Source organism: Gordonia rubripertincta (assembly GCF_038024875.1).
GTDB lineage: Bacteria > Actinomycetota > Actinomycetes > Mycobacteriales > Mycobacteriaceae > Gordonia > Gordonia rubripertincta.
Map to the genome: position 1 here is coordinate 622,266 of NZ_CP136136.1, position 20,723 is coordinate 642,988.

General features: G+C 67.0%; 20 protein-coding genes and 1 pseudogene. 13 read left to right on the forward strand and 8 right to left on the reverse strand.

What is annotated here, in order from left to right; all coding sequences use genetic code 11:
- Positions 1 to 39 precede the first annotated feature (39 nt).
- From RVF83_RS02680 to RVF83_RS02690, 3 genes and pseudogenes are all read left to right on the forward strand, one after another.
- Positions 40 to 856 (forward strand): annotated as a pseudogene (locus RVF83_RS02680) (HpcH/HpaI aldolase/citrate lyase family protein).
- Complete coding sequence (locus RVF83_RS02685; protein WP_005198055.1) at positions 849 to 1,862, forward strand: MaoC family dehydratase; 1,014 nt, start codon at positions 849 to 851, stop codon at positions 1,860 to 1,862. Before RVF83_RS02680 ends, RVF83_RS02685 begins: the two are co-directional and overlap by 8 nt.
- Positions 1,863 to 1,896: 34 nt before the next feature.
- A complete protein-coding gene (locus tag RVF83_RS02690; RefSeq protein ID WP_005198054.1) occupies positions 1,897 to 3,036 on the forward strand; it encodes a CoA transferase in 1,140 nt (379 codons plus the stop codon).
- A 66-nt stretch (positions 3,037 to 3,102) separates the two neighbouring features.
- On the opposite strand, the gene RVF83_RS02695 is transcribed toward RVF83_RS02690, so the two are convergent.
- The 5 genes from RVF83_RS02695 to RVF83_RS02715 form a co-directional block, all read right to left on the reverse strand.
- Positions 3,103 to 4,041: a phytanoyl-CoA dioxygenase family protein gene (locus RVF83_RS02695; protein WP_005198052.1), complete on the reverse strand. Its 939-nt coding sequence runs from the start codon at positions 4,039 to 4,041 to the stop codon at positions 3,103 to 3,105.
- Between the two features lie 247 nt (positions 4,042 to 4,288).
- Positions 4,289 to 5,650 carry a hydroxysqualene dehydroxylase gene (locus RVF83_RS02700; protein WP_005198051.1) on the reverse strand — a complete coding sequence of 454 codons (1,362 nt, stop codon included), beginning with the start codon at positions 5,648 to 5,650 and terminating at the stop codon, positions 4,289 to 4,291.
- 56 nt (positions 5,651 to 5,706) lie between these two features.
- Complete coding sequence (locus tag RVF83_RS02705; protein ID WP_039880335.1) at positions 5,707 to 6,894, reverse strand: CynX/NimT family MFS transporter; 1,188 nt, start codon at positions 6,892 to 6,894, stop codon at positions 5,707 to 5,709.
- A 336-nt stretch (positions 6,895 to 7,230) separates the two neighbouring features.
- Positions 7,231 to 8,094 carry an SDR family oxidoreductase gene (locus tag RVF83_RS02710; protein ID WP_005198047.1) on the reverse strand — a complete coding sequence of 288 codons (864 nt, stop codon included), beginning with the start codon at positions 8,092 to 8,094 and terminating at the stop codon, positions 7,231 to 7,233.
- A gap of 143 nt (positions 8,095 to 8,237) precedes the next feature.
- Positions 8,238 to 8,486 (reverse strand): hypothetical protein, encoded by a 249-nt coding sequence (locus RVF83_RS02715; protein ID WP_005198044.1) that lies wholly within the window; start codon positions 8,484 to 8,486, stop codon positions 8,238 to 8,240.
- A 237-nt stretch (positions 8,487 to 8,723) separates the two neighbouring features.
- On the opposite strand from RVF83_RS02715, the gene RVF83_RS02720 reads away from it, so the two are divergent.
- The 5 genes from RVF83_RS02720 (at position 8,724) to RVF83_RS02740 (ending at position 13,672) form a co-directional block, all read left to right on the forward strand.
- On the forward strand, positions 8,724 to 9,371 hold the full coding sequence (locus RVF83_RS02720) for a PAS and ANTAR domain-containing protein (RefSeq protein ID WP_039880366.1): 648 nt from the start codon (positions 8,724 to 8,726) through the stop codon (positions 9,369 to 9,371).
- A gap of 159 nt (positions 9,372 to 9,530) precedes the next feature.
- On the forward strand, positions 9,531 to 10,694 hold the full coding sequence (locus RVF83_RS02725) for a glycosyltransferase (protein WP_005198041.1): 1,164 nt from the start codon (positions 9,531 to 9,533) through the stop codon (positions 10,692 to 10,694).
- Positions 10,687 to 11,796 carry a glycosyltransferase gene (locus tag RVF83_RS02730; RefSeq protein ID WP_005198038.1) on the forward strand — a complete coding sequence of 370 codons (1,110 nt, stop codon included), beginning with the start codon at positions 10,687 to 10,689 and terminating at the stop codon, positions 11,794 to 11,796. The genes RVF83_RS02725 and RVF83_RS02730 overlap by 8 nt, the downstream gene beginning before the upstream one ends.
- Positions 11,793 to 12,770 (forward strand): hypothetical protein, encoded by a 978-nt coding sequence (locus RVF83_RS02735; protein WP_005198036.1) that lies wholly within the window; start codon positions 11,793 to 11,795, stop codon positions 12,768 to 12,770. The genes RVF83_RS02730 and RVF83_RS02735 overlap by 4 nt, the downstream gene beginning before the upstream one ends.
- Entirely contained in the window at positions 12,767 to 13,672 is a 906-nt protein-coding gene (locus tag RVF83_RS02740; RefSeq protein ID WP_005198035.1) for a glycosyltransferase family 2 protein, read from the forward strand. The genes RVF83_RS02735 and RVF83_RS02740 overlap by 4 nt, the downstream gene beginning before the upstream one ends.
- A 9-nt stretch (positions 13,673 to 13,681) precedes the next feature.
- On the opposite strand, the gene RVF83_RS02745 is transcribed toward RVF83_RS02740, so the two are convergent.
- Positions 13,682 to 14,107, reverse strand: coding sequence for an anti-sigma factor (locus RVF83_RS02745; RefSeq protein ID WP_005198032.1), 426 nt, complete (start codon positions 14,105 to 14,107; stop codon positions 13,682 to 13,684).
- 297 nt (positions 14,108 to 14,404) lie between these two features.
- Here RVF83_RS02745 and RVF83_RS02750 point away from each other — a divergent pair, with 297 nt between their 5' ends.
- Both RVF83_RS02750 and RVF83_RS02755 read left to right on the forward strand, forming a co-directional pair.
- A complete protein-coding gene (locus RVF83_RS02750) occupies positions 14,405 to 14,839 on the forward strand; it encodes a hypothetical protein (protein WP_005198031.1) in 435 nt (144 codons plus the stop codon).
- Between the two features lies 1 nt (position 14,840).
- Positions 14,841 to 16,019, forward strand: coding sequence for a zinc-dependent alcohol dehydrogenase (locus tag RVF83_RS02755; protein WP_005198027.1), 1,179 nt, complete (start codon positions 14,841 to 14,843; stop codon positions 16,017 to 16,019).
- A 73-nt stretch (positions 16,020 to 16,092) separates the two neighbouring features.
- Here the strand turns inward: RVF83_RS02755 and RVF83_RS02760 are convergent, their stop codons facing one another.
- Entirely contained in the window at positions 16,093 to 16,899 is an 807-nt protein-coding gene (locus RVF83_RS02760) for a SigB/SigF/SigG family RNA polymerase sigma factor (protein WP_005198023.1), read from the reverse strand.
- Positions 16,900 to 17,315: 416 nt separating this feature from the next.
- On the opposite strand from RVF83_RS02760, the gene RVF83_RS02765 reads away from it, so the two are divergent.
- Positions 17,316 to 17,762, forward strand: a complete 447-nt coding sequence (locus RVF83_RS02765) for an STAS domain-containing protein (RefSeq protein WP_005198022.1) — start codon at positions 17,316 to 17,318, stop codon at positions 17,760 to 17,762.
- A gap of 24 nt (positions 17,763 to 17,786) precedes the next feature.
- Here the strand turns inward: RVF83_RS02765 and RVF83_RS02770 are convergent, their stop codons facing one another.
- The gene (locus tag RVF83_RS02770) at positions 17,787 to 18,470 is read right to left on the reverse strand and encodes a GAF and ANTAR domain-containing protein (protein WP_005198020.1); all 684 of its coding nucleotides are present in this window, start codon (positions 18,468 to 18,470) and stop codon (positions 17,787 to 17,789) included.
- A 167-nt stretch (positions 18,471 to 18,637) separates the two neighbouring features.
- Between RVF83_RS02770 and RVF83_RS02775 the strand changes: the two genes are divergently transcribed.
- On the forward strand, positions 18,638 to 19,630 hold the full coding sequence (locus tag RVF83_RS02775) for an isopenicillin N synthase family dioxygenase (protein WP_005198019.1): 993 nt from the start codon (positions 18,638 to 18,640) through the stop codon (positions 19,628 to 19,630).
- A gap of 62 nt (positions 19,631 to 19,692) precedes the next feature.
- Entirely contained in the window at positions 19,693 to 20,658 is a 966-nt protein-coding gene (locus RVF83_RS02780) for a LysR family transcriptional regulator (protein WP_039880365.1), read from the forward strand.
- The last annotated feature ends 65 nt before the right edge of the window (positions 20,659 to 20,723 follow it).

Genomic DNA, 20,723 nt, shown 5'->3' on the forward strand with positions numbered 1-20,723 from the left:
CACTTGGGAGCAATGGTGCAGAGAAGACGAGGCGTTCTGGTGGCCCCGGCCTCCGACGACCGCAAGGCACGCAAGGCGCTGGCCTCGATCGCCGACGAGGTGGTCCTCGACCTCGAGGACGCGGTCACCCCGGCCAACAAAGACACCGCACGCGCCGCCGCTGCCGAACTCGTCGCCGAGTTCGGTGCCGGTCGCGCGGTCTCGCTGCGCATCAACGCCATCGACACCCCGTGGGCATCGGACGATCTCGCGGCGTGCGCGCAGATGCCGAACCTGACCTCGGTGGTGCTCCCCAAGGCCGACACCCCCGGCGACCTCCTGGAGGCCGACAAACAGCTCGGCGACTCCCCGGTCCGGCTCCAGGCGCTGCTGGAAACCCCGCGCGGCATCCGCGATGCCGCAGCGATCTGCGCGGCCACCGACCGTCTCGATGCCGTTCTGATCGGGTACGCCGATCTCGGTGCGTCGCTGGGCCGCGCGTCGGGTCTGCCCATGCAGACGTGGCATGTCGTGCAGGACTCGGTGTTACTCGCCGCCCGCGCCGCGGGTGTCGACGTGGTCGACGGCCCCCACCTGACCATTGCCGACGACGACACCTTTCGGGACGCCAAGCGCTGGGTCCGCGACCTCGGCTTCGACGGAACCTGGGGTGATCCATCCTGCGCAATTGGTAAGTGCCATCGAGATCTTCACCCCGGACTCCGACGCCGTCGAGGACGCGCGACGAGTACTCGAGGCGCTGGAGAAGGCGGCTGCCGCGGGCGCAGGTGCCGCAGAGCTCGACGGCCGGATGCTCGACGAGGCACTCGCCGTCTCCGCTCGCCGGGTCCTCGCGAAGGCGGCAGTCGATGACTGAGGCGATCGCGGTCGGCGGACCATACTACGACGAACTGACCCACGGACAGGTCTTCGACGACGCCTCGTCGCTGACACTCACCTCCGGCCTCGCCGCCGGCCATCAGTCGATTCTCGGTGACCGCCTGCGGCTTTCACTCGACGCACATCTGGCGGGCCGCGTCCTGGGCGAGGGCACGCTCGCACATCCCGGGCTCGTCACCGACGTCGCGATCGGACAGTCGACACTCGCCACTCATCACGTCAAGGCCAACCTGTTCTACCGCGGGCTACGTTTCCTGAGCTACCCGAAGATCGGCGATACGCTCACCACCGTGACCGAGGTCGTCGGGCTGCGGGAGAACAAGTCCAAGCCCGGCCGCGCCCCGACCGGCCTGGCCGCGCTGCACATGGTCACCACCGATCAGAACGGCGCGACGGTCCTCGACTTCTACCGCTGCGCGATGCTGCCGCTGTCACCGAGCGCCGACCCGAATCGCACCGTGCACGCCGACGACCTGAGCGCCATCGGGCCCGGCGACGAAGCCGACCCCGCGTTGCCCGATTGGGATCTGGCCGCCTTCCGGTCGTCGTTCGGCGGACAGCACTTCTCCCCGGATCTGGCCGGACGCGTCTTCCGCTCGAGCGCCGACGTGGTCTCCAGCGCACCGGAACTCGCGCGCCTGTCGCTGAACATCGCGGCCACCCACCATGACGAGCGGGTGGCGGGCAAGGCCGCGGGCGGTCGACTCGTCTACGGCGGACACACCATCGGACTCGCTCTGTCGCAGGCCAACCGTGCCCTGCCGAACCTGGTGACCGTGGTGGCCTGGGACGCGTGCGACCACACCGGCCCCGTGCATGAGGGCGACACCCTCAGCTCAGAGATCCACGTCGAGGAAGCCACCCCGCTCGACGGTGGCGGCGGGCTCCTGCGGCTTCGGTCGAAGGTCGTCGCCCACGGCGACGCTGACGGCCAGGGGGACCGCGACGTCCTCGACTGGCGCTACCACGTCCTGATGGCCTGACCCGAAAACCCGCCCCCCGGAGGATCTTTCGCTCATGAGCACCAATGACCGCCCCCTCGAGGGCCTTCGCATCGTGGAGGTGTCGAGCTTCGTCGCGTCACCGCTGTGCGGTCTGACGCTGTCCCAGCTCGGCGCCGAGGTGATCCGCGTCGACCCCATCGGCGGTGCCGCCGACACCAACCGCTGGCCGGTCACCGCCGACGGCAACTCCATCTACTGGACCGGTCTCAACCGGGGAAAGAAGTCGGTGACCGCGAACTTCCGGGAGCCCGAGGGGCAGAAGCTGATCCGAGATCTCGTCACCGAGAGCGGTACGGGCGGCGGCATCCTCGTCACCAACGCGGGCGGTCGCGCGTGGATGAGTCACGAAACGCTGGCCGCGAAGCGCCCCGACGTCATCACCCTCGAGCTGCTCGGACGCACCGACGGCACCCCCGGCGTCGACTACACGGTCAATGCGGCACTGGGCTTTCCGTCGATCACCGGCCCCACCGACTACGCCGGCGTCGTCAACCACGCCCTACCCGCATGGGATGTGGCCTGCGGCTTGTACGCCGCTCTGGCGATCACCGCCGCGGTTCGACGCCGCGACCAGACCGGCGCCGGCGCCCAGATCACGTTGCCCCTCGAGGACACCGCCCTCGCGATCGCCGGGACGCTCGGCTACCTCACCGAACCGCAGCTCGGCGGCGGGAGCCGTCCGGCGACCGGTAACGACGTCTACGGCACGTACGGAACGGATTTCGTCGCCGCCGACGGCGGCCGCTTCATGCTCGTCGCCCTCACGCCGCGCCACTTCCGGGATCTGGTCGCCATGACCGAGACCAGCGACGCGGTGGCCGCGATCGAGAAGGCACTCGGCGCTGACTTCACCAGCGAAGCCGACCGCTACACCCATCGCGGAATCCTCACGCCGCTGTTCGCCGCGTGGTTCGAACGCCACACCACCGCCGAGGTCGAGGAGGCCCTGGCGAAGAGCGCGGTGCTGTCGGAGCGCTACCGCACCTTCGACGAGGTCGTCGAATCCGGAGTGCTACAGCAGAATCCGCTGTTCACCGAGCTGGATCAGCCGGGGATCGGCACGTACCTCGCTGCCGGCCTCCCGGCCCGGTTCGACGGTGAGCACTACTTCGCCGGACCCGCCCCGGAGCTGGGATCGTCGGCGGGATTCTGACACCCCCAACAGACAGAGTGCGGGATCAGTGCCGTTTTCCGGCACTGATCCCGCACTCTGTTCAGGTCACCTGTGCGCGAGGTGGTCCGGTCGTGGTGGGGTGCCACCGAACGGTTCCTGCAGCGCATTCGACTTCGCGTTGAACACGACGAAGAGGTTGCTCCGCGGGTACGGCGTGATGTTGCCGCTCGAGGCGTGCAGGCAGTTGGAGTCGAAGTAGAGCGCCGAGCCGGCCGGGCCGGTGATCGTGTCGATCCCGAGTTCGTCGGCGAGCGTGGCGACATCCTCTTCTTCCGGCGTGCCGAACGGCGGCCGGTACGAGGTCAGCGATTCACGGTGGTAGCCATCGGGTGTCGCACCCACGCAGCTGACGAATCGGCGATGCGATCCGGGAATGATCATCAGCGGACCGTTGGTGGACAGGTTCGGGGTGAGTGCCAGTGAGACGCTGAGTGCGCGCGGCGCGGGCATCCCGTCCTCGGCGTGCCAGGTCTCGAAGTCGGAGTGCCAGTAGAAGGGTCCTCCGGCGAAGCCCGGCTTCAGGTTGATCCGGCTCTGGTGGATCGTCACCTCGTCGTCCAGGATCTGTTCTGCGACACCGCGAATCGCGTCACGGTCACAGATCTCCGCGATGAGCTCACTGAGCCTGTGCACGGCGAACAGCGAACGCACGTCGCCGCTGGAGGATTCGCGGATCACCCGGTCGTCCTCGCCGAGACGGTCGGTGATGTCGGAGACCTCGCGGAGACACGCGTCGATGTCCGCGGCCGACAGAATCTTGTTCTCGGTGTGGTACCCGCGGTCGGCGTAGAGACGCAGCTCGGGCGCCGACAGCGGCCCCGGGTTCCCCATGCTGCCCCAGACGGTGTTGTGGGGGCGCGGTTCGATCTGGCTGCGGTGGGCGAGACGGGTTCGGTACACGTCGACGCCGCGGGCCTGGTTGTCGCTCTTGGGGATTTCGGTCTTTGTGATTTGGGTGTTCTTGTTTGCTGTTTGAGTTACCACGATCGAGTCGATCCTTTCCCTCATCCGGCAGGCCGCTCGGGAAAGACATCCGGCGGCAGGCAAGGTGATTGTGTTGTGCGCGAGTCCGCATCACGCGATGACGGACCGCAAAGAGATACGGCTGCACGAGGCACGCGGTCATCTGCACGCGCCTGATCAGGCCGTATGTGTGCACCCTGCCAGGGAAATGCGGTCCCCTGCAACCATGCTGGTATGCCGGTTGCGAAAGCCGCGTTGTCGCACGGTCTCAGACGTCTCGACGTCGCGAGTTCGCGTACTCCAGGATCACGTCGACGGCCCGCGCGGCACTCTGGCAGGCGCCCTCCATCGTGGTGGTCCAGTCCGTCCTGGTCCAGTCCCCGGCGAGAGCCAGACCGTCGACTGCGGTGCGCTGGTCGGGGCGGATTCCCGCGGTTCCGGGGCGCTGCGCGAACGTCGACTTGGGCATCCGTACGACGTGGCTGTGGATCACCTGCGCGTCCGCGGCCTGCGGGTAGTATCTGCGCAGCATGGCCATCTGGATGTCGGTGATCTCGGCGTTGGTCTTGCCGATCAGGTCATACGACGCCGACACGGTCGTCGAGTAGAACCAGTCGCCCTTCGGTTCGCGGCCGTGCATGCGCTGGCGGTCCCAGACCTGTTCCAGCACTCCCTCACCGCCGTAGAGGATCTCGCCCCAGTCGGTCATGCCGATCGACCGGTCGAGGTAGAGGTTGACACTCACGATCGGGACCGGGGTGAGGTTCTCGACGGCTTCATAGATCTGTTCGTGACCCGGCACCTGGTCGAGCAGCCCCTTCACACTCCACACGGGTACCGCGCAGATGACGGCGTCGGCGGCGACCTTCTCCCCGTCGGCGAGCGTCACCCCGGTGACCGTGCCGTCGGCGACGTCGATGGTGGACACCACCGCGCGATGCCGGACGTCGACGCCGGCATCGGCGAAGCGCTTCTCCGCGCCCGCGATGAAGAGGGTGTCGAGGTCCACGGTCGGGAAGCCGATGGACACCGGGGTCCGGGTCGCGACGGCGCGCCGGGCGCCGGTGACGAGCAGGTCTGCCGGGACCTTGGCCGAGGAGATCTCGGTCTTGTCGCCGGTGAGACCGATGACGATGCCGTCCCAGAGTGCGTCCCGCGCCGACTGCGGCATGCCGATGCGACGGAACCACTCGTCGGCGGTCACCTCGTCGAGCCATTCAGGCTGCCGGAATGCGTGCCGGATCAGCCGCACCTGGGCGAGCGCGGTCCGTATCCGGTCGAGCCCGGTGACCCCGGGGAGATCGCCGATCGCCGCTCGCAGGCCGGTCAGTCCGCCGAAGGCCGACTTCCGGGCGGCACCACCCGGCATCCGCATGGTCATGTGCCCGGGGAACTCGACATGTTCACGCGTGCCGACACTCTCGAGATACCGCATCAGGTGCTCGTACCCGCTGGCGAAGACGTGCTGCCCATTGTCGGGCACATCGTCGACCGCGGCGAGCGGCATCGAGATGGTGCGGCCACCGAGCGAACCGCGCCGCTCGAGGAGCGTCACCCGTTGCCCAGCCTCCGCGAGCCATACCGCCGACGCCAGACCGGCGAGTCCCCCGCCCACGACCACGCAATGCATGCGCCACAGCGTAGCTGCCGACGCCCGTCTACATGAGATGGTTCGTCGGTTCTGTCTCAGTCGGTCATCTTGACGTTGCGGGCGGCGCCGAGGGCCGCCAGGGCCTGCGGAACCAGGGCGAGCGAGAGCACCGCCATCGCCACCGTCCAGGAGCCGGTCACGTCGTGGATCAGGCCGATGAGGATCGGCCCGACCGCGGCGGCGAGATAACCCACCGACTGCGCCATTCCGGAGACCTGGCCGGTCTGCTTCGACCCCGAGCTGCGGAGAACCATGAAGAGCAGAGAGAGGCTGATGGAAGCGCCGGGGCCGACCATCACGCATGCCGCCCAGAACCCGGGCCACACGTCGGTGCCGATCAGCCCGGCGAAACCGACCGCGCAGACGGACAGGACGACGAAGGTCACCACGCGCTGGTCGTCGAACCGGCCGGCGACGATCGGTGCGACCAACGACATGATCAGGGCAACCACCTGCGCCGAGGCGACGACAGCACCCGCTCCCACCGGGGTCATCCCGTTCTCGTCGACCAGGTACTGCGGCAGCCACGCCACGAAGGTGTAGAAGATCAGCGACTGGGTGCCCATGAAGACGGTCACCGCCCACGCGATCGGGTTTCGCAACAGCGACGACGTCGGGCTCGCCGCCGTCACCCGGTGCACGTGCGACAGCTGCGGGATCCACACGACGACCGCGACGAGCGCGAGAAGTCCCCAGGAGGCGAGCGCGAGACGCCAGTCCCCGCCCAGCGCGTCGTTGATCGGCACGCTCACCCCGGAGGCGACTGCGGCACCGCCGGACAGCGTCATCGAGTAGAAGCCGGTCATCAAACCCGACCGGTGCGCGAAGTCCCGCTTGATGAGTGCGGGCAGGACCACGTTGCAGGTGCCGATGGCAGCGCCGATGACCGCCGACCCGAGGAAGAGTGCGACCGACGACGGCACAAAACGTACGACGATGCCGAGGATGAGCACGAGCAGGGCGCCGAAGATCACCCGCTCGATCCCGAACCGGTTCGCGAGTCTCGGCGCGACGGGTGCCGAGATGCCGAAGAAGAGGACGGGCAACGCGGTGAGCAGACCCGCCACCGCGCTGCTGAATCCGGCGTCGGCGGAGATGGTCCCGATCAGGGGCCCGACCGAGACGACGGCAGGGCGGAGGTTGGCCGCCACCAGCATCACGCCGACAGCGGTGATGATCACGCCTGCGGTGGTCCGTTCGTTCGTCACGTGCTGGCGCGTCATGCGCGAAGGCCTCACCTGGACCGCACGGTCGCGGCGGGACGGGGAACGGACTGAACTGACATCGTTACGCAACCTAACATTCGACCCGGTGGGCACCTGGCCTGGTGCTGAGATCGCGCCCCACACCGGATTGCTCGACGTCCCTGCTCGCGCGGAGTCGGTGTCACCTACAACCAGCGGACGGCTTGACCCGAGGAGGCCTTCCTCCCGTTCGAACCACTCGCCGCCGAGTACCTCGCCGAACGCTTCGCCGGCCTCCCGACCCGTGGCAACTGCGGAGCTCTACCGCGCGGGAACAGCTTGGACCACTGCCGATCCCGTGACGACGAATCCCCCTCAGCCCGGGAGTGTTTCGCCACCGATCGGGGCGAGTACCTCGCCGGTGTAGTAGGACGACAGCTGGTCGGCGGCGAAGAAGACATACGACGGTGCGATCTCGTCGGGCTGGGCGGCGCGGCCCATCGGCGCCTGTGTCCCGAAGTCCTTCACGGCCTCCGCCGGCATCGTCGCCGGGATCAGCGGGGTCCAGACCGGTCCGGGCGCGACACAGTTGACGCGAATCTTTCTCTCCATCAACGACTGTGCGAGGGAGTACGTCAAGGCCAGGACCGCTCCCTTGGTCGCCGAGTAGTCGATGAGGCTGTCGTTGCCGCGCAATCCGTTGATCGACGAGGTGTTGATGATGGCGCCGCCACCGGTCAGATGAGGCACGGCGGCACGGGTGGTGTGGAAGAAACTGTGGATGTTCACGTCGAACGTCCGGTACCACTGCTCGGGGTCGACCTCGAGGAAGTCGTCGACGACCTGCTGGTAGGCGACGTTGTTCACCAGGATGTTCAATCCACCGAGTTCGGCGACGGTGCGCTCGACGACAGCGGCGCAATGGGCCGGGTCACCCAGATCCCCGCGGTACGCGCGCGCCTCACGTCCTTCGGCCTCGATGAGTCCGACGGTGTGCCGTGCGTCCTCGTCCTCTTCGAGGTAGGCGATTGCGACGTCGGCGCCCTCTTTGGCGAACGCGATCGCGGTCGCCCGGCCGATGCCCGAGTCGCCGCCGGTGACCAGAGCCGTCTTACCCGCCAGCAGGTCGCGGCCGCGGTACTCGGTCATCTCGTCGCGAGGACGGTCAGGCATGTCGGCGGTCTCGCCCGGGTAGGGGATCGTCGTCGCTTCGTGCGGGGAGTTCTCTCGATCGCTCATGGCCGCCGGTTGCCCGCTGCGGTGAAATCGAAAACCTGCCCCGCGCGTCCGCCCTCAGAAACGAGAATCGCCACCTCCCCGAAGCCGCACCATGTGGAACAGGCGCGTCTGCACAGGAGGTGGCGACTCTGCCGCCGCTCGGATCAGGGGTTCTCGTCGGGGATCTCCTGGTCGAGCTTCTCCTCGAGCGATTCGCCCTCCCGCTGCTCACGGGCCGTCGTCCCGGTGCGGTCACTGGCCGACCAGCCCTCCGGCGGATCCATACCGTCCTCGAGCGGGTCGCGCGCCAGATGGTCCTCGTCGAGGTCCTCCGCACCGACCGTCGAGGTCAGATCGGGATTGACGCCTTCGGTCGCCGCCACGGCGTCGGAGCCGTCACTGCTGGTGCTCATCAAGACCTCCTCGCGTGTCACCGGCGGCCGCGCCCGGCCACCGTGGATAACGGCCTACCCGGCGATCAGATCGCCGAAACAATGCCGCTGAACTGTAGTTTTTCCAAGAAGGCCCACCTCGTCGTGATGCAGCACGGGTCGCGGCTCGCGTCCAGCGGATCCCAGGTAAGCTCATATTTCGCCCGAGACCGTCGGCGTGCAGTTCCCGCGTGCCTTTTCGAAGTTCTAGGGGTGACCGTGCCAAAGATTGACAACATTTCTGCCGATGATTCCCGGATTCGGCATGTCGGCAGCTTCCGGTTCCTCTTCGACACCGAGGAATGGTGGTGGTCCGACGAGGTCGCCGAGATGCACGGCTACCAGCCTGGTGAGGTCACCCCGACGACCGAACTCCTGGCCGGGCACAAGCACCCCGACGACCGCCACGCGTTCGACGAGATGGTCGCGACGATGCTGAGCCGACGCACGCCGTTCTCCAGCCGGCACCGGATCATCGACCTCTCCGGCACGGTCCATCACGTCGCCGTGGTCTCGCAGCAGATCATCGACGATAGCGGTCAACCGATCGGCGCCGAGGGGTTCTATCTCGATCTGACCGGCTATGACGAGGAGACGGTCAAGTTCCAGGTCGACGAGCACGTCGCGCGGTTCCGCGAGAACCAGGGCGTGATCGAGCAGGCCAAGGGCATGATCTCGATGGCCTACGGAGTCAGTCCTGAGCGCGCCTTCGAGGTGATGCGCTGGCGGTCCCAGACGGCGAACGTCAAGGTCAACGAGCTGGCCAAGAACATCGTGTCGGGCGTGCACAGGTACGTCGTGCTGCCCGATCCCGTGCGCCAGTCTTTCGACCACCTGCTCCTGAACGCTCACCAAAACGAGAACTGAGGTCCACCACGACGCGCGCCGTCGTGGTTTCACAATTCTTCATCCGGGGTATCTGCAGGCGAAGTGCCGAGTGTCGGCAATTCTGCGGCGGCCACGCCGCATCCAGCGGACCCGGTTGAGCACGCAGCCGGTCATGTCATGAAGTGATCGGATGGAACAGTGAACGGATCAGGCGGGGAACTGGGCGGTGCGGCGACCCTCGAGATGACGGGCAGCTCACGGACGACGCGGACGGGTACCGCACAGATCCGAGTGGCTTCCGTCCCCGAGTCGCACGTCTATGTGCGTCACCTCTCACCGCTGAACGGATCGGTCAGCGTCCTGGACACGGGTTCGGTGTCGGTGACCCGGCTCCCCGATCCGGCGCCTGCGGATGGCGCCGAGCTACCCGGCCGCTGGTGGCCGCCGCGGATGCTCGACCCGCGGTGGATTGCCGAGCACCACAACGAGTTCGACGTGTTCCACCTTCATTTCGGATTCGACGCCGTGACGCCTGCTGTGATGGCCGACGTCCTCACCGAGCTCGACCGGCACGACAAACCGCTGGTCTACACGCTGCACGACCTCCGCAACCCGCACCATCCGGAACCCGGCGCCCACGAAGAGGTTCTCGACCTCCTGGTCCCGGCCGCCGACGAGGTCATCACGCTGACATCTGGAGCGGCCGAGCAGATCTCGCAGCGCTGGGCCCGGACCGCGACCGTCATTCCGCACCCGCATGTCGTGCCGCCGGCCCGGTTCGCCCCGCGCGACACCTCGACCGACGAGTTCGTCGTCGGCGTGCACGCGAAGAGCGTGCGCGCCAACATGGACCCGCTGCCCGTCATCATGACGCTGCTCGAGGCCGCCTCCGACTACCCGGACATGACGATTCAGATCAACCTCCACGACGACGTCTTCGTGCCCGGAAATCACTACTACAACCCGGATTTCGGCACCACTGCGCTCGCGCTGTCGCGCCACCCGTACGCCCGGGTGCTGGTGCACGAGTACTACACCGACGATCAGCTGTGGGACTACCTCAGCAAGATCTCGGTCTCGGTTCTGCCCTACCGATTCGGCACCCACTCCGGTTGGCTGGAGGCCTGCCACGATCTCGGCACCTCGGTCATCGCGCCGAGCTGCGGGTTCTACCACCAGCAGCAGGAGTGCTTCGGTTACGACTTCACCGAAGACCGATTCGATCCGGAGTCACTGGTCGCCGCACTCGCACAGGCATATTCGGCTCGGCCGGCGCCCGCGATGTGGCGGGACCGCCGCACGCAACGGTCGACGATCGCCCAGGCGCACGCCGGGCTCTACACGCGGGTGCTGGATGCGTGAGTCGCTGCGGATCGCGGTCGTCGCGTCCAGTCGTTTCCCGATAGCGCAACCATTCGCCGGAGGCCTCGAGGCCCATGTGTGGCACCTGACCCGGGCGCTGACCGTGGCCGGCCACGAGGTCACGTTGTTCGCCGGCGCCGGAAGCGATCTGCCGGTTGAGTCAGATCGTCTGCGCGCCGAGCTTTTCGAGCCGTCGGCAACCGCTCGATCGGATGTGTCGATGCCGCCGATCGAGGCGCTGCAGGACCACCACGCCTACCTGTCGCTGATGCTCTCGTTTGCCCGGAACCCCGGCGACTTCGACGTGATCCACAATCACAGCCTGCATTACCTGCCGGTGGCGATGGGCCCGTCGGTGGAGACCCCGATGGTCACCACCCTGCACACCCCACCCACGCCGTGGCTCGAGTCGGCGCTGGCACTGGCACCGGAGACCAGGTGTGTCGCGGTCAGTCGGCACACCGCACAGGCGTGGTCGCACGTTCTCGGCTCGATACCGGTGGTGCACAACGGTGTTCAGCTGGATCGCTGGCCGACCGGCACCGGCGGCGACGACCTGGTCTGGTTCGGTCGGTTCGTTCCCGAGAAGGGTGCCCACCTCGCGATCGAGGCCGCCCGCATCACCGGCCGCCGATTGCGGCTCGCCGGGCCGATCAGCGACGACCGCTATTTCCGCGACCGCGTCGCCCCGTTCCTCGGCGACCGGGTCCGCTACGAGGGCCACCTCCACCAGAACGAACTCGCCCGTTTGGTCGGTTCCTCCGGCGCCGCCCTGGTGACGCCGGTGTGGAACGAACCGTATGGACTCGTCGTCGCCGAATCCATCGCCAGCGGAACGCCGGTCGCCGGATTCGCCCGCGGCGGAATCCCGGAGATCGTGGGCGACACCGCCGGCGTGCTCGTGCCGGGTGACGACGTCGACGCACTTGCCGAAGCCGCCGAGAAGGCGTTCACCCTCGACCGGCGCGAGGTTCGTCGACGCGCCGAGGAACACTGCTCCGACATCGCGATGATCGACCGGTACACCGGCATCTACGCCGAGATGGTGGCCGACCGGGAACGCCTGACCGCGTCGTCGACCGCGGAGGCGTGCCCGGCATGATCGGCTACTACGTCCATCATCAGGGCCGCGGACACTGTTCCCGATCCGCCGCGATCGCCGCGCATCTGCAGACCGAGGTCGTGGCGCTGACCAGTGCCGAACTGACCGATCCAGCCTTCAGCGAGGTGATCACCCTCGACCGGGACGACGTCGATCCCACCCCCACTGACGTCGACGCGGGCGGGCTGCTGCACTGGGCACCACGCCAGGACGCGGGGCTGCGCAACCGGATGGCCCAGCTGGCGGAGTTCGTCGCGGCCCGGCGGCCGGCTGCGATGGTCGTCGACGTGTCGGTCGAGGTCACCCTGTTCCTCCGGCTGCTCGGAGTACCGGTCGTCGTGATGGCGATGCCGGGTGTGCGCGACGACCTGCCGCACCAGCTCGCCTACCGCGCCGCCGACGCGATCATCGCCCCCTGGCCCGGCGACCTGTACCGGCCGGACTGGCTCGGAGAGCATCTGCACAAGACGGTCTTCACCGGCGGCATCTCCCGGTTCGACGGCCGTCCTCGGGTCAGCCACCCCACGTTCGCCTCCGACATCCTGGTCCTCACCGGCGCGGGCGGCAATCGGGGCGCACGGCATCCCGCGATCGGCCTGGCCGAGGCACTCCCCGACCTGAAGGTGGTCGGCCTCGGACCTGCCTTCGGCACCTGGGTCGACGATCCGTGGCCGTTCCTGTGCAGCGCCCGCCTCGCCGTCATCGGTGCAGGTCAAGGGAGTGTGGCCGACGCCGCCGCGGCCGGACGCCCCGCCGTCGTGATGCCGGAGGACCGCCCGTTCGCCGAACAGCGTGCCACCGCGAACAACCTCGCGCGGTCCGAACTCGCTCTCGTCGCCTCGTCCTGGCCCGACGCCGCCCGCTGGCGGGCCATCGTCGAGTCGGTCGATGAATCCGTGCCGATGTGGTCCCGATGGCAGACCGCCGGCGCAGCCGAGCGTGCGGCCCGCGTTGTCACAGCGGTCGCCCGGTGACGACCGGACCGACCTACCGTCACGGCATCTCTGACGGCTCCGGCTCCGAAACCGTCGCGGTGATCACCATCGTGTCGGGACGCCACCGGCATCTGCGGCGTCAGCTCGAGGCATTCGAGTACTCGACGGTGCGTCCCGAAATCCACGTGATCGTCGCCATGAACGACCCCGGCATCGACACCGTCGTCACGGATTCGGCGCCACCGGGGCATCCGATGCGGGTGGTCCACATCAGCAACGAGCCCGGCACACTGCCGCTCGCCCATGCCCGAAACACCGGTGCCCGCACCGCGATCGAGGCAGGCGCGACACTACTGGTGTTCCTGGACGTCGACTGTATCCCCGGACCGGTCATGATCGAACGCTATCTCCGTTCCTGTGCCGCGACACCGGAACTGCGACTCCTCTACTGCGGGCCCGTGACCTACCTGCCGCATGACCAGCTGACCTTCGATCCGCACGAGCTCCATCGCTTCCTCGATCCGCATCCGGCACGACCCGCTCCGGGTCCGTGCCAGACGCAACTGTCGTCGGCGATGTCGCTGTTCTGGTCTCTGTCCTTCGCGGTTCACGTCGCCGACTGGCTCGACATCGGAGGGTTCCACACCGGCTACCGCGGCTACGGCGGAGAGGACACCGATTTCGCGATGTGTGCCGCGCGCAACGGTTTTCGGATCGCCTGGGTCGGCGGCGCCGATGCTTATCACCAGTATCACCCAGTGTCGAATCCGCCCGTCGAGCATCTTGAGGACATCATCCGCAATGCGCGGACGTTCCACCGGCGGTGGGGCTCCTGGCCGATGGAGGGATGGCTCAACGGCTTCGCCCAGATGGGTCTCATCCGCTACGACGAGACCGCCGACGACTGGCGCCGGACAGCTTCGGAGGCGCTGCCCGGCTGACGACCGTGACTACTCCCGGAACTTCGAGAATCCGATGGCCACCCTCCGGGTGTCGTCCCCGGGCGCAGCGTCGGCGTACCTGATCGAATGGGTGTCGGTGACGGTCTGGATGATGCGCCATCCAAAGGTCGACTCGTCCAGTTCGACATCGTTCACGAGTTCACCCCGGACCTCCCCGACCACCCCGTTGGTGGCGAGGTGCAGGACTATTTCCAGGGAAGATTCCTCGGCTGCCGCGGAGATCATCTGCGAGCAGATTTCGTCCACCGCGACCTTTGCGTCGATCACGTCGTCGAGGGACCAGTCGTCGATGTACAGAGCCGTCTCGACGAGGGCACGCACCAACGCAAGGCGGTCGGTGGCTGCCGGGACCCGCAGAACCGTTGGCAGACTGCCATCGATCGACAGCTGGGATGTGGCGTCAGAGTCGGTCATCAAATGAGTCTTCTTCACACGTCGTCTTGAGTGGATTCTTATCGGACCGCTCATGAATGCCCCAGGTTGACGTAATCCAAACCGCGTATCTCCATTTGCACGACTCCCCCGTGCACCGACAGCTCGACTCGCAACGTTAGCAGAGCACCTTCTGTATCGACAGCGCCTCCAGGCTCGTTGCAGCGCTCTCAGCTGCAGCGACGACAGGTGCAGACCCGTCTGACGTTTCAGGAGGAGGCCTCTGCGGTACCCGATCGTCATCCCAATGAGTTCACACCACCTCGCGAAGGGACGGTTATGCCAGATCTCACACCGGAACGCGAAGTCGCCTCGCGCGAAGCAATCGCACGCCGGCCGGCACGGAAGTCGCGCGGCCTGAAGGCCATCGGCCTCCTCGGATTGTCCTGCCTCGGGCTGATGCTCGTTCTCGGCGGTGTGGCAATCGCCGCCGGGGCGAGTGACCACGACGCGACCGTGTGGCTGGCCATCGGCGCAGTCGTCGCAGGCGTCTTGGCCGTCGGTCTCCTCATCGGCAGCCGGGTGCTCCTGCGGCGCCGCGCCGGACGCGACGGCGAACGCGCACATCAGGATCCGATCCAGCCGGAGACAACCGCGGAGGAAGCCGAGCGGTACGAGGAGCGGTACCACGACTTCCCGGTCGACCATGCCGGCAAGCACCAACGAGCGCGAGACGAACGCTCCACAGATCGACACGACGACGGAAAGGCCTGAAATGCGCGCAGTGACCTGGCAGGGAAAACGCAATGTCTCGGTGGAGACCGTGCCCGACCCCAAGATCATCGAACCCACGGACGCCATCATCAAGGTCACCTCGACCAATATCTGCGGTTCCGATCTACACCTCTACGAAGTCCTCGGCCCGTTCATGAACGCCGGCGACATCCTCGGCCATGAGCCGATGGGTATCGTCGAGGAGGTCGGTTCGGACACCGGCGACCTCCGGGTCGGGGACCGCGTCGTCATCCCCTTCCAGATCTCCTGCGGCGCATGCCAGTTCTGTAACGACGGGCTGATGACCCAGTGTTCGACGACCCGGGTGGCAGATCAGGGGATGGGCGCCGCACTCTTCGGCTACTCGCAGCTCTACGGATCGGTGCCGGGTGGGCAGGCGGAGTATCTCCGCGTGCCGCAAGCACAGTTCACCCACATCAAGGTGCCGCTGGAGAATCCGGACTCGCGTTACGTGTACCTGTCCGACGTCCTACCGACGGCCTGGCAGGCTGTCGAGTACGCCGAGATCCCCAGCGGCGGAACGGTCACCGTTCTCGGACTCGGCCCGATCGGCGACATGGCCGCGCGCATCGCCAGCCACAAGGGAGCTCGAGTCATCGGCGTCGACCGTGTACCCGAACGCATCCGGCGCGCACAGGGTCGCGGCATCGAGACGGTGAACTTCGACGAGGTCGACGACGTCGGCGAGGCGATCCGCGACCTCACCGGTGGCCTCGGCACCGACTCGGTCATCGACGCCGTCGGCATGGAGGCCCACGGGTCACCGCTGAACAAGGCGATGCAGACCGTCGTCGGGCTGCTCCCCGATCCGATTGCCCGCAAGGCCATGTCGGAGGCGGGAGTCGACCGGCTCGGCGCGCTCTACTCCGCAATCGACATCGTCAAACGCGGTGGGACGATCTCACTGTCGGGCGTGTACGGCGGTATGGCCGACCCGCTGCCGCTGCTGACCATGTTCGACAAGCAGATCCGGCTGCACATGGGACAGGCCAACGTGAAGCGGTGGGCCGACGACATCCTCCCGCTGCTGACCGACGCCGACCCGCTCGGGGTGGACACCTTCGCCACCCACGAATTGCCGCTCGATCAGGCGCCGGAGGCGTACGACAAGTTCCAGCGCAAGGCCGACGGCATGGTGAAGGTCATCCTGAAGCCCTGAGCGGGATCGAGGGCCCATGCCAGGTGCTCCCGGCATGGGCCCTCGGTGACCGATTACGTGGCCCGGCAGCGTCTTACGCGTGCTTGAGCAGCGGCTCCTCGTACTCCTCGTCGTCGGCGACCTCTTCACGCAGCGTTTCGAGGATCCGGGTGAGGAGCCGCGACACGTGCATCTGGGAGATCCCGATCTGGCGAGCGATCTCGCTCTGGGACATCGAACGGAAGAACCGCAGGGTGAGGATCGTTCGTTCGCGTTCAGTGAGTCGAGCAAGCGCCGGCTGTAGCGTGACGAACTCCTCGACCATGTCCAGGCGCTCGTCTTCGTCGCCCAGCGTGTCCGCGAGAGTCCAGCCGTCCGTGGACGAACCAGCTTCAGCGTCAATGGAACTCGCGGTGTATGCGGACCGCGCGACCATCCCTTCGATAACCTCGCCGACCGGCAGACCGAGGTGCTCGGCGATCTCACTCGGCCGCGGCGACCGACCGAGGGACTGCAAGAGCTCCTCGCTCGCCTTCGCGATGTTGAGCGAGGCCTCCTGCGCACGACGTGGCACTCTGATCGACCACGTGCTGTCACGGAAATACCTCTTGACCTCGCCCATCACTGTCGGGACCGCGAAAGCGAGGAAATTGTTGCCACGCTCGACATCGAATCTGTCGACCGCATGCATGAGACCGATCCGCGCAACCTGGCGCAGATCATCGACCGGTTCGCCACGATCGGAGAACCGCCGTGCGACGTGATCCGCGAGCGGTAGGCACCGCTCGATCACTTCGTCGCGTTTCTTGGCACGTAGGTCGTCGTCGCGTTCACTGCGAATCTCTCGCAGTATCGGGAGGACGTCGCTGTAATCGTCGTGCTCGGCGCGTTGTGTCGCCATTTGTCACCACCCAGACGTTCAGATCTTGCGACCGATGGGCTGACTGCTGCCCCATCTAGCATGGATTGATGCCGCGCACGCGACTCGACGCGGATCAGGTACTAGACAATCATGTTCTTCGCCACACGTCCACTTTCGGCGTCTCACGATGTGGGATTTTCGGAATCTTTTTGCCGTGCCCCCTTCGGGCTTGTTCGGCATCCGAAGGACCCGTAGGGTGAGGAGTGCGGTTCAGGTAGGAGCTGCGTACACAAGGGTCAGAGAGCACCCCAAGGCTCGACGACTCACGCAATATCACGGCTTATCTCTATCAGAGGACGATCGTGAACTTGGGTCCCGCGCCCCACCGGCCCGGGCACTGGCAGTTCGGTCACCGTCAGATCGTGTCTGTGACGCACAACTGAGACGAGCACCTCATGCCTCTTACCACCTGCACCATCTTCCGTTCCGCATTCGACGCCAGCACCGACTCGGCCGCGAAAACGTCCACTCGACGTTTCGAATCGGCGAAATCGTATTGCGTACAACGCTTCTCAGGCAGCGTCGATCGCGAGACGGCCGCGGATTTCGCCGCCGCTCTCGACCGTGTCGTGCGTGACCGCGTCCACGGCGTCGTCCTGGACCTCTCCGCGGTGAACTTCTTCGGCACCGTCGGGCTCGTACTCCTACAGACATTCGTAGACGACGCCGCGACACGATCGATTCCCGTTGTGCTCGTGGGCGAACGGACCATCAGCCGTCCCCTCGAACTCACCGGGATGGCGGATTTCATCCGTGTCTTCGAGACCGTCGACGAGGCGGGCCGCACGCTCACCGAGGGAGAGATAGGCCCCAGCACAACGGAGTTCGCGGTCTCCGAGTAGAACTCGATGCAGCGCGCCGGCAGGTCACCTCTTCAGGGTGATCTGCCGTGCGATCTCCACCAGCTTGGTGTTCGACTCCTGGGACAGTTTCTTCAGGAGATCGAACGCTGCCAGCGCGTCGATGTCGAAGCGCTCCATCAGGATGCCCTTCGCCTGTCCGATCACGTCGCGATTCGCGAGGGCACTGCTGAACTGCTGGTCTTTCTTGATCGTGTTCCACGCCAACGCGGCATGGGTGGCGTAGACGACGCCGATGTCCTCGGCATGGAGGTCGAAGACACGGGGCTCGTCCGCGAAGACGTTGAGCGCGCCGATCTTGTTGCGATTGGCGAAGAGCTGGAACGACAGCACGGACCGGATCGGCACCCTGCCCATCGCCAGGCTCCGGTATCTCGGCCACCGCTCGTCGGTCTCGAGATCGTCGACACGGACAACCCGATCGTGCAAGGCCGCTGACAGGCACGGCCCCTCCCCCACCTCGGCCTGGATCCGGTCGTGGACCTCAGCGATCTCGTGGGTCGCCCCGAACGACTCGATGGAGCGCCTGTCGGTTGTGACCGTCAGGCCTGCGTACTGGGCTCCGGGAATCTCCGCCACCGCACCTGCCACGATCGTCTTGGCAACCTGCTCGTCGTCGGCTTCGTCGCCGTGCATCCCCCGTGCCAGCTCCGCGATGCGGAGATGAACATTGTCGGTCGCTTCGGTCACGATCCAACTCCTCTCGAGGCGGCCGACCACGTAGCGAGCCGGGTCGATACCGCCGCACTGCTTACGGACCCGAATACCAACGTAGCGCCTACGAACCTCATGAACGGGGTTTCACGGTCCCTGAACGACGTTCCGCCCGCGTACGTCGCTCTGGCAGGCTTTGCCCCATGCTCCCCATCCTCGATCTCGGCGACGCGGACACCGACCCCACGACCTTTCGGACGGCGCTCCGAGAGGCCGCTCACGACCACGGGTTCTTCTATCTGACCGGCCACGGGGTGCCGGTCGAGTCGCCCGCCGAGGTTCTGCGGCTGGCCCGCAAGTTCTTCGCGCTACCCGACGACGTCAAGAACGAGATCAGTCAGCTCCAGAGCCCACAGTTCCGCGGGTACTCGCGGCTCGGTGGCGAACTGACCAACGGCCAGGTCGATTGGCGCGAGCAGATCGACATCGGCCCGGAACGCTCGGTCATCCCCGGCGCCGAAGGGTACTGGCGGCTGCAGGGGCCGAATCTCTGGCCGTGGTCGCCGGCCGGCTTCCGCACCGCCTTCGAGAGCTGGGGTGCTGCGCTGTCGGAGGTCGGATTGCGGTTGCTGCGGCACTGGTCGGTGTCGCTCGGTGCCCCGGAATCCTTCTTCGACGCGGCGTTCGCGGAACTACCGGCGACCCTGATCAAGGTGGTTCGCTACCCGGGTACCGCCGACAGCACCCAGGGCGTGGGTGCGCACAAGGACTCGGGAGTGCTCACCCTGCTGCTGGTCGAACCCGGCTCCGAGGGGCTCGAAGTCGAAACGGCCACCGGCAGTTGGATCGCGGTCCCGCCCGTCGAGGGAGCGTTCATCGTCAACATCGGCGAACTGCTCGAGGTCGCGACCGGGGGCTACCTCCGGGCGACCCGGCATCGGGTCCGCGCGCCCCGCCCAGGGACCGACCGGGTCTCGATCCCGTTTTTCCTCAATCCCGCCCTCGACGCAGTCATCCCGATCATCGACCTTCCCCCCGCGCTGGCGGCCGCGTCGCGCGGCGTCGAGGCCGATCCGAGCAACCCGATCTTCAACACCTACGGCGAGAACGCCTGGAAGTCGCGCACCCGCGCGCATCCGGATGTCGCGGAGCTGCATCACGGGATCACCCCGACCCAGCCCGCATCGGCGTACTGACCCTTTCGGTCGCGCTGAGCAGAACCGTCTGCTCGACGCGGAGCTTGCTCTATGGTTTCGGCGTGTTCGACGTACGCAAGCTCGCGGTGTTCACCGAGGTCGTCCGGTGCGGCTCGATGTCCTCGGCCGCCGCGACGACGCGATACACGACGTCGGCGATCTCGCAGCAGATCACCGCGCTCGAACGCGAACTCGGCCATCAGTTGTTGGTGCGCACCTCGTCGGGAGTGCATCCGACCCCAGCCGGCGCACGACTCGTCGACCACGCCGCCGTCATCCTGGCAGCGATCGACGCCGCCGAACGCGACCTGCACAAAGCCGCTGCACCCGAGTCCGGCGTCATCCGCATCGCTTCCTTCTCCAGTGCGGCGTCGGAGATCCTGCCGCGCACCGTCGCCCGATTACGAGAGGCGTTCCCGCGCACCGAGGTACGACTCGTCGCGGCGGACCCCGACGACGGCACCGCACTGTTGCGGGAGGGCGAGGTCGAGGTCTGCGTGATCACCGAGGTCCCCGGGGGTCGCAGCGAGCACCAGGACCTGTGCACCACACCGCTGTCCGACGACGAGTTCTTCGTCGTGCTGCCACCCGGCCATCGCCTGGCCGGCGTGCGGGAGGTTCCCCTCGCCGCCCTCGCCGCGGAGCAGTGGGTCGTGAGCTCGGCGACCGGGACCTGTCCGGACGCCCGGGTGTTCCTGGACTCCTGCCGACGGGCCGGTTTCACACCGTCGGTGTCGTTCCGCGCGGAGGACTACTCGACGGTCCAGGGGCTCGTCGCCGCCGGCCTCGGGGTCTCGCTCGTACCGTCGCTCGCATTGCGGAGTGCGCGAGACGATGTGGTGATCCGCCCGGTCGTCTGTCCACCGCCCGTCCGCCGGATCGCGCTGGCGACGAACACCCCGCCGGCGCCCGGCGGTCCGGTGGCGGCCCTGCTGTCGGTCGCCCGGGCGGTGGGGGCACAACGATCCACGGACCGCTCCCCCCGTCCGGCCTACACCGTTCCTGCACGACCTGTAAGCGTTGCTTGACGCATAGCCGAGACAACCTGGCGGGACCTTAGCGTTGGCGCGAAACCGATCGTCCACGAAAGGAT

Coding starts and splice junctions, on each gene's coding strand:
- RVF83_RS02690 (WP_005198054.1), top strand. CDS start 1,897: ATGAGCACCAATGACCGCCCCCTCGAGGGCCTTCGCATCGTGGAGGTG.
- RVF83_RS02745 (WP_005198032.1), bottom strand. CDS start 14,107: ATGACCGACTCTGACGCCACATCCCAGCTGTCGATCGATGGCAGTCTG.
- RVF83_RS02685 (WP_005198055.1), top strand. CDS start 849: ATGACTGAGGCGATCGCGGTCGGCGGACCATACTACGACGAACTGACC.
- RVF83_RS02760 (WP_005198023.1), bottom strand. CDS start 16,899: ATGGCGACACAACGCGCCGAGCACGACGATTACAGCGACGTCCTCCCG.
- RVF83_RS02710 (WP_005198047.1), bottom strand. CDS start 8,094: ATGAGCGATCGAGAGAACTCCCCGCACGAAGCGACGACGATCCCCTAC.
- RVF83_RS02730 (WP_005198038.1), top strand. CDS start 10,687: ATGCGTGAGTCGCTGCGGATCGCGGTCGTCGCGTCCAGTCGTTTCCCG.
- RVF83_RS02735 (WP_005198036.1), top strand. CDS start 11,793: ATGATCGGCTACTACGTCCATCATCAGGGCCGCGGACACTGTTCCCGA.
- RVF83_RS02750 (WP_005198031.1), top strand. CDS start 14,405: ATGCCAGATCTCACACCGGAACGCGAAGTCGCCTCGCGCGAAGCAATC.
- RVF83_RS02705 (WP_039880335.1), bottom strand. CDS start 6,894: ATGACGCGCCAGCACGTGACGAACGAACGGACCACCGCAGGCGTGATC.
- RVF83_RS02775 (WP_005198019.1), top strand. CDS start 18,638: ATGCTCCCCATCCTCGATCTCGGCGACGCGGACACCGACCCCACGACC.
- RVF83_RS02700 (WP_005198051.1), bottom strand. CDS start 5,650: ATGCATTGCGTGGTCGTGGGCGGGGGACTCGCCGGTCTGGCGTCGGCG.
- RVF83_RS02765 (WP_005198022.1), top strand. CDS start 17,316: ATGCCTCTTACCACCTGCACCATCTTCCGTTCCGCATTCGACGCCAGC.
- RVF83_RS02755 (WP_005198027.1), top strand. CDS start 14,841: ATGCGCGCAGTGACCTGGCAGGGAAAACGCAATGTCTCGGTGGAGACC.
- RVF83_RS02715 (WP_005198044.1), bottom strand. CDS start 8,486: ATGAGCACCAGCAGTGACGGCTCCGACGCCGTGGCGGCGACCGAAGGC.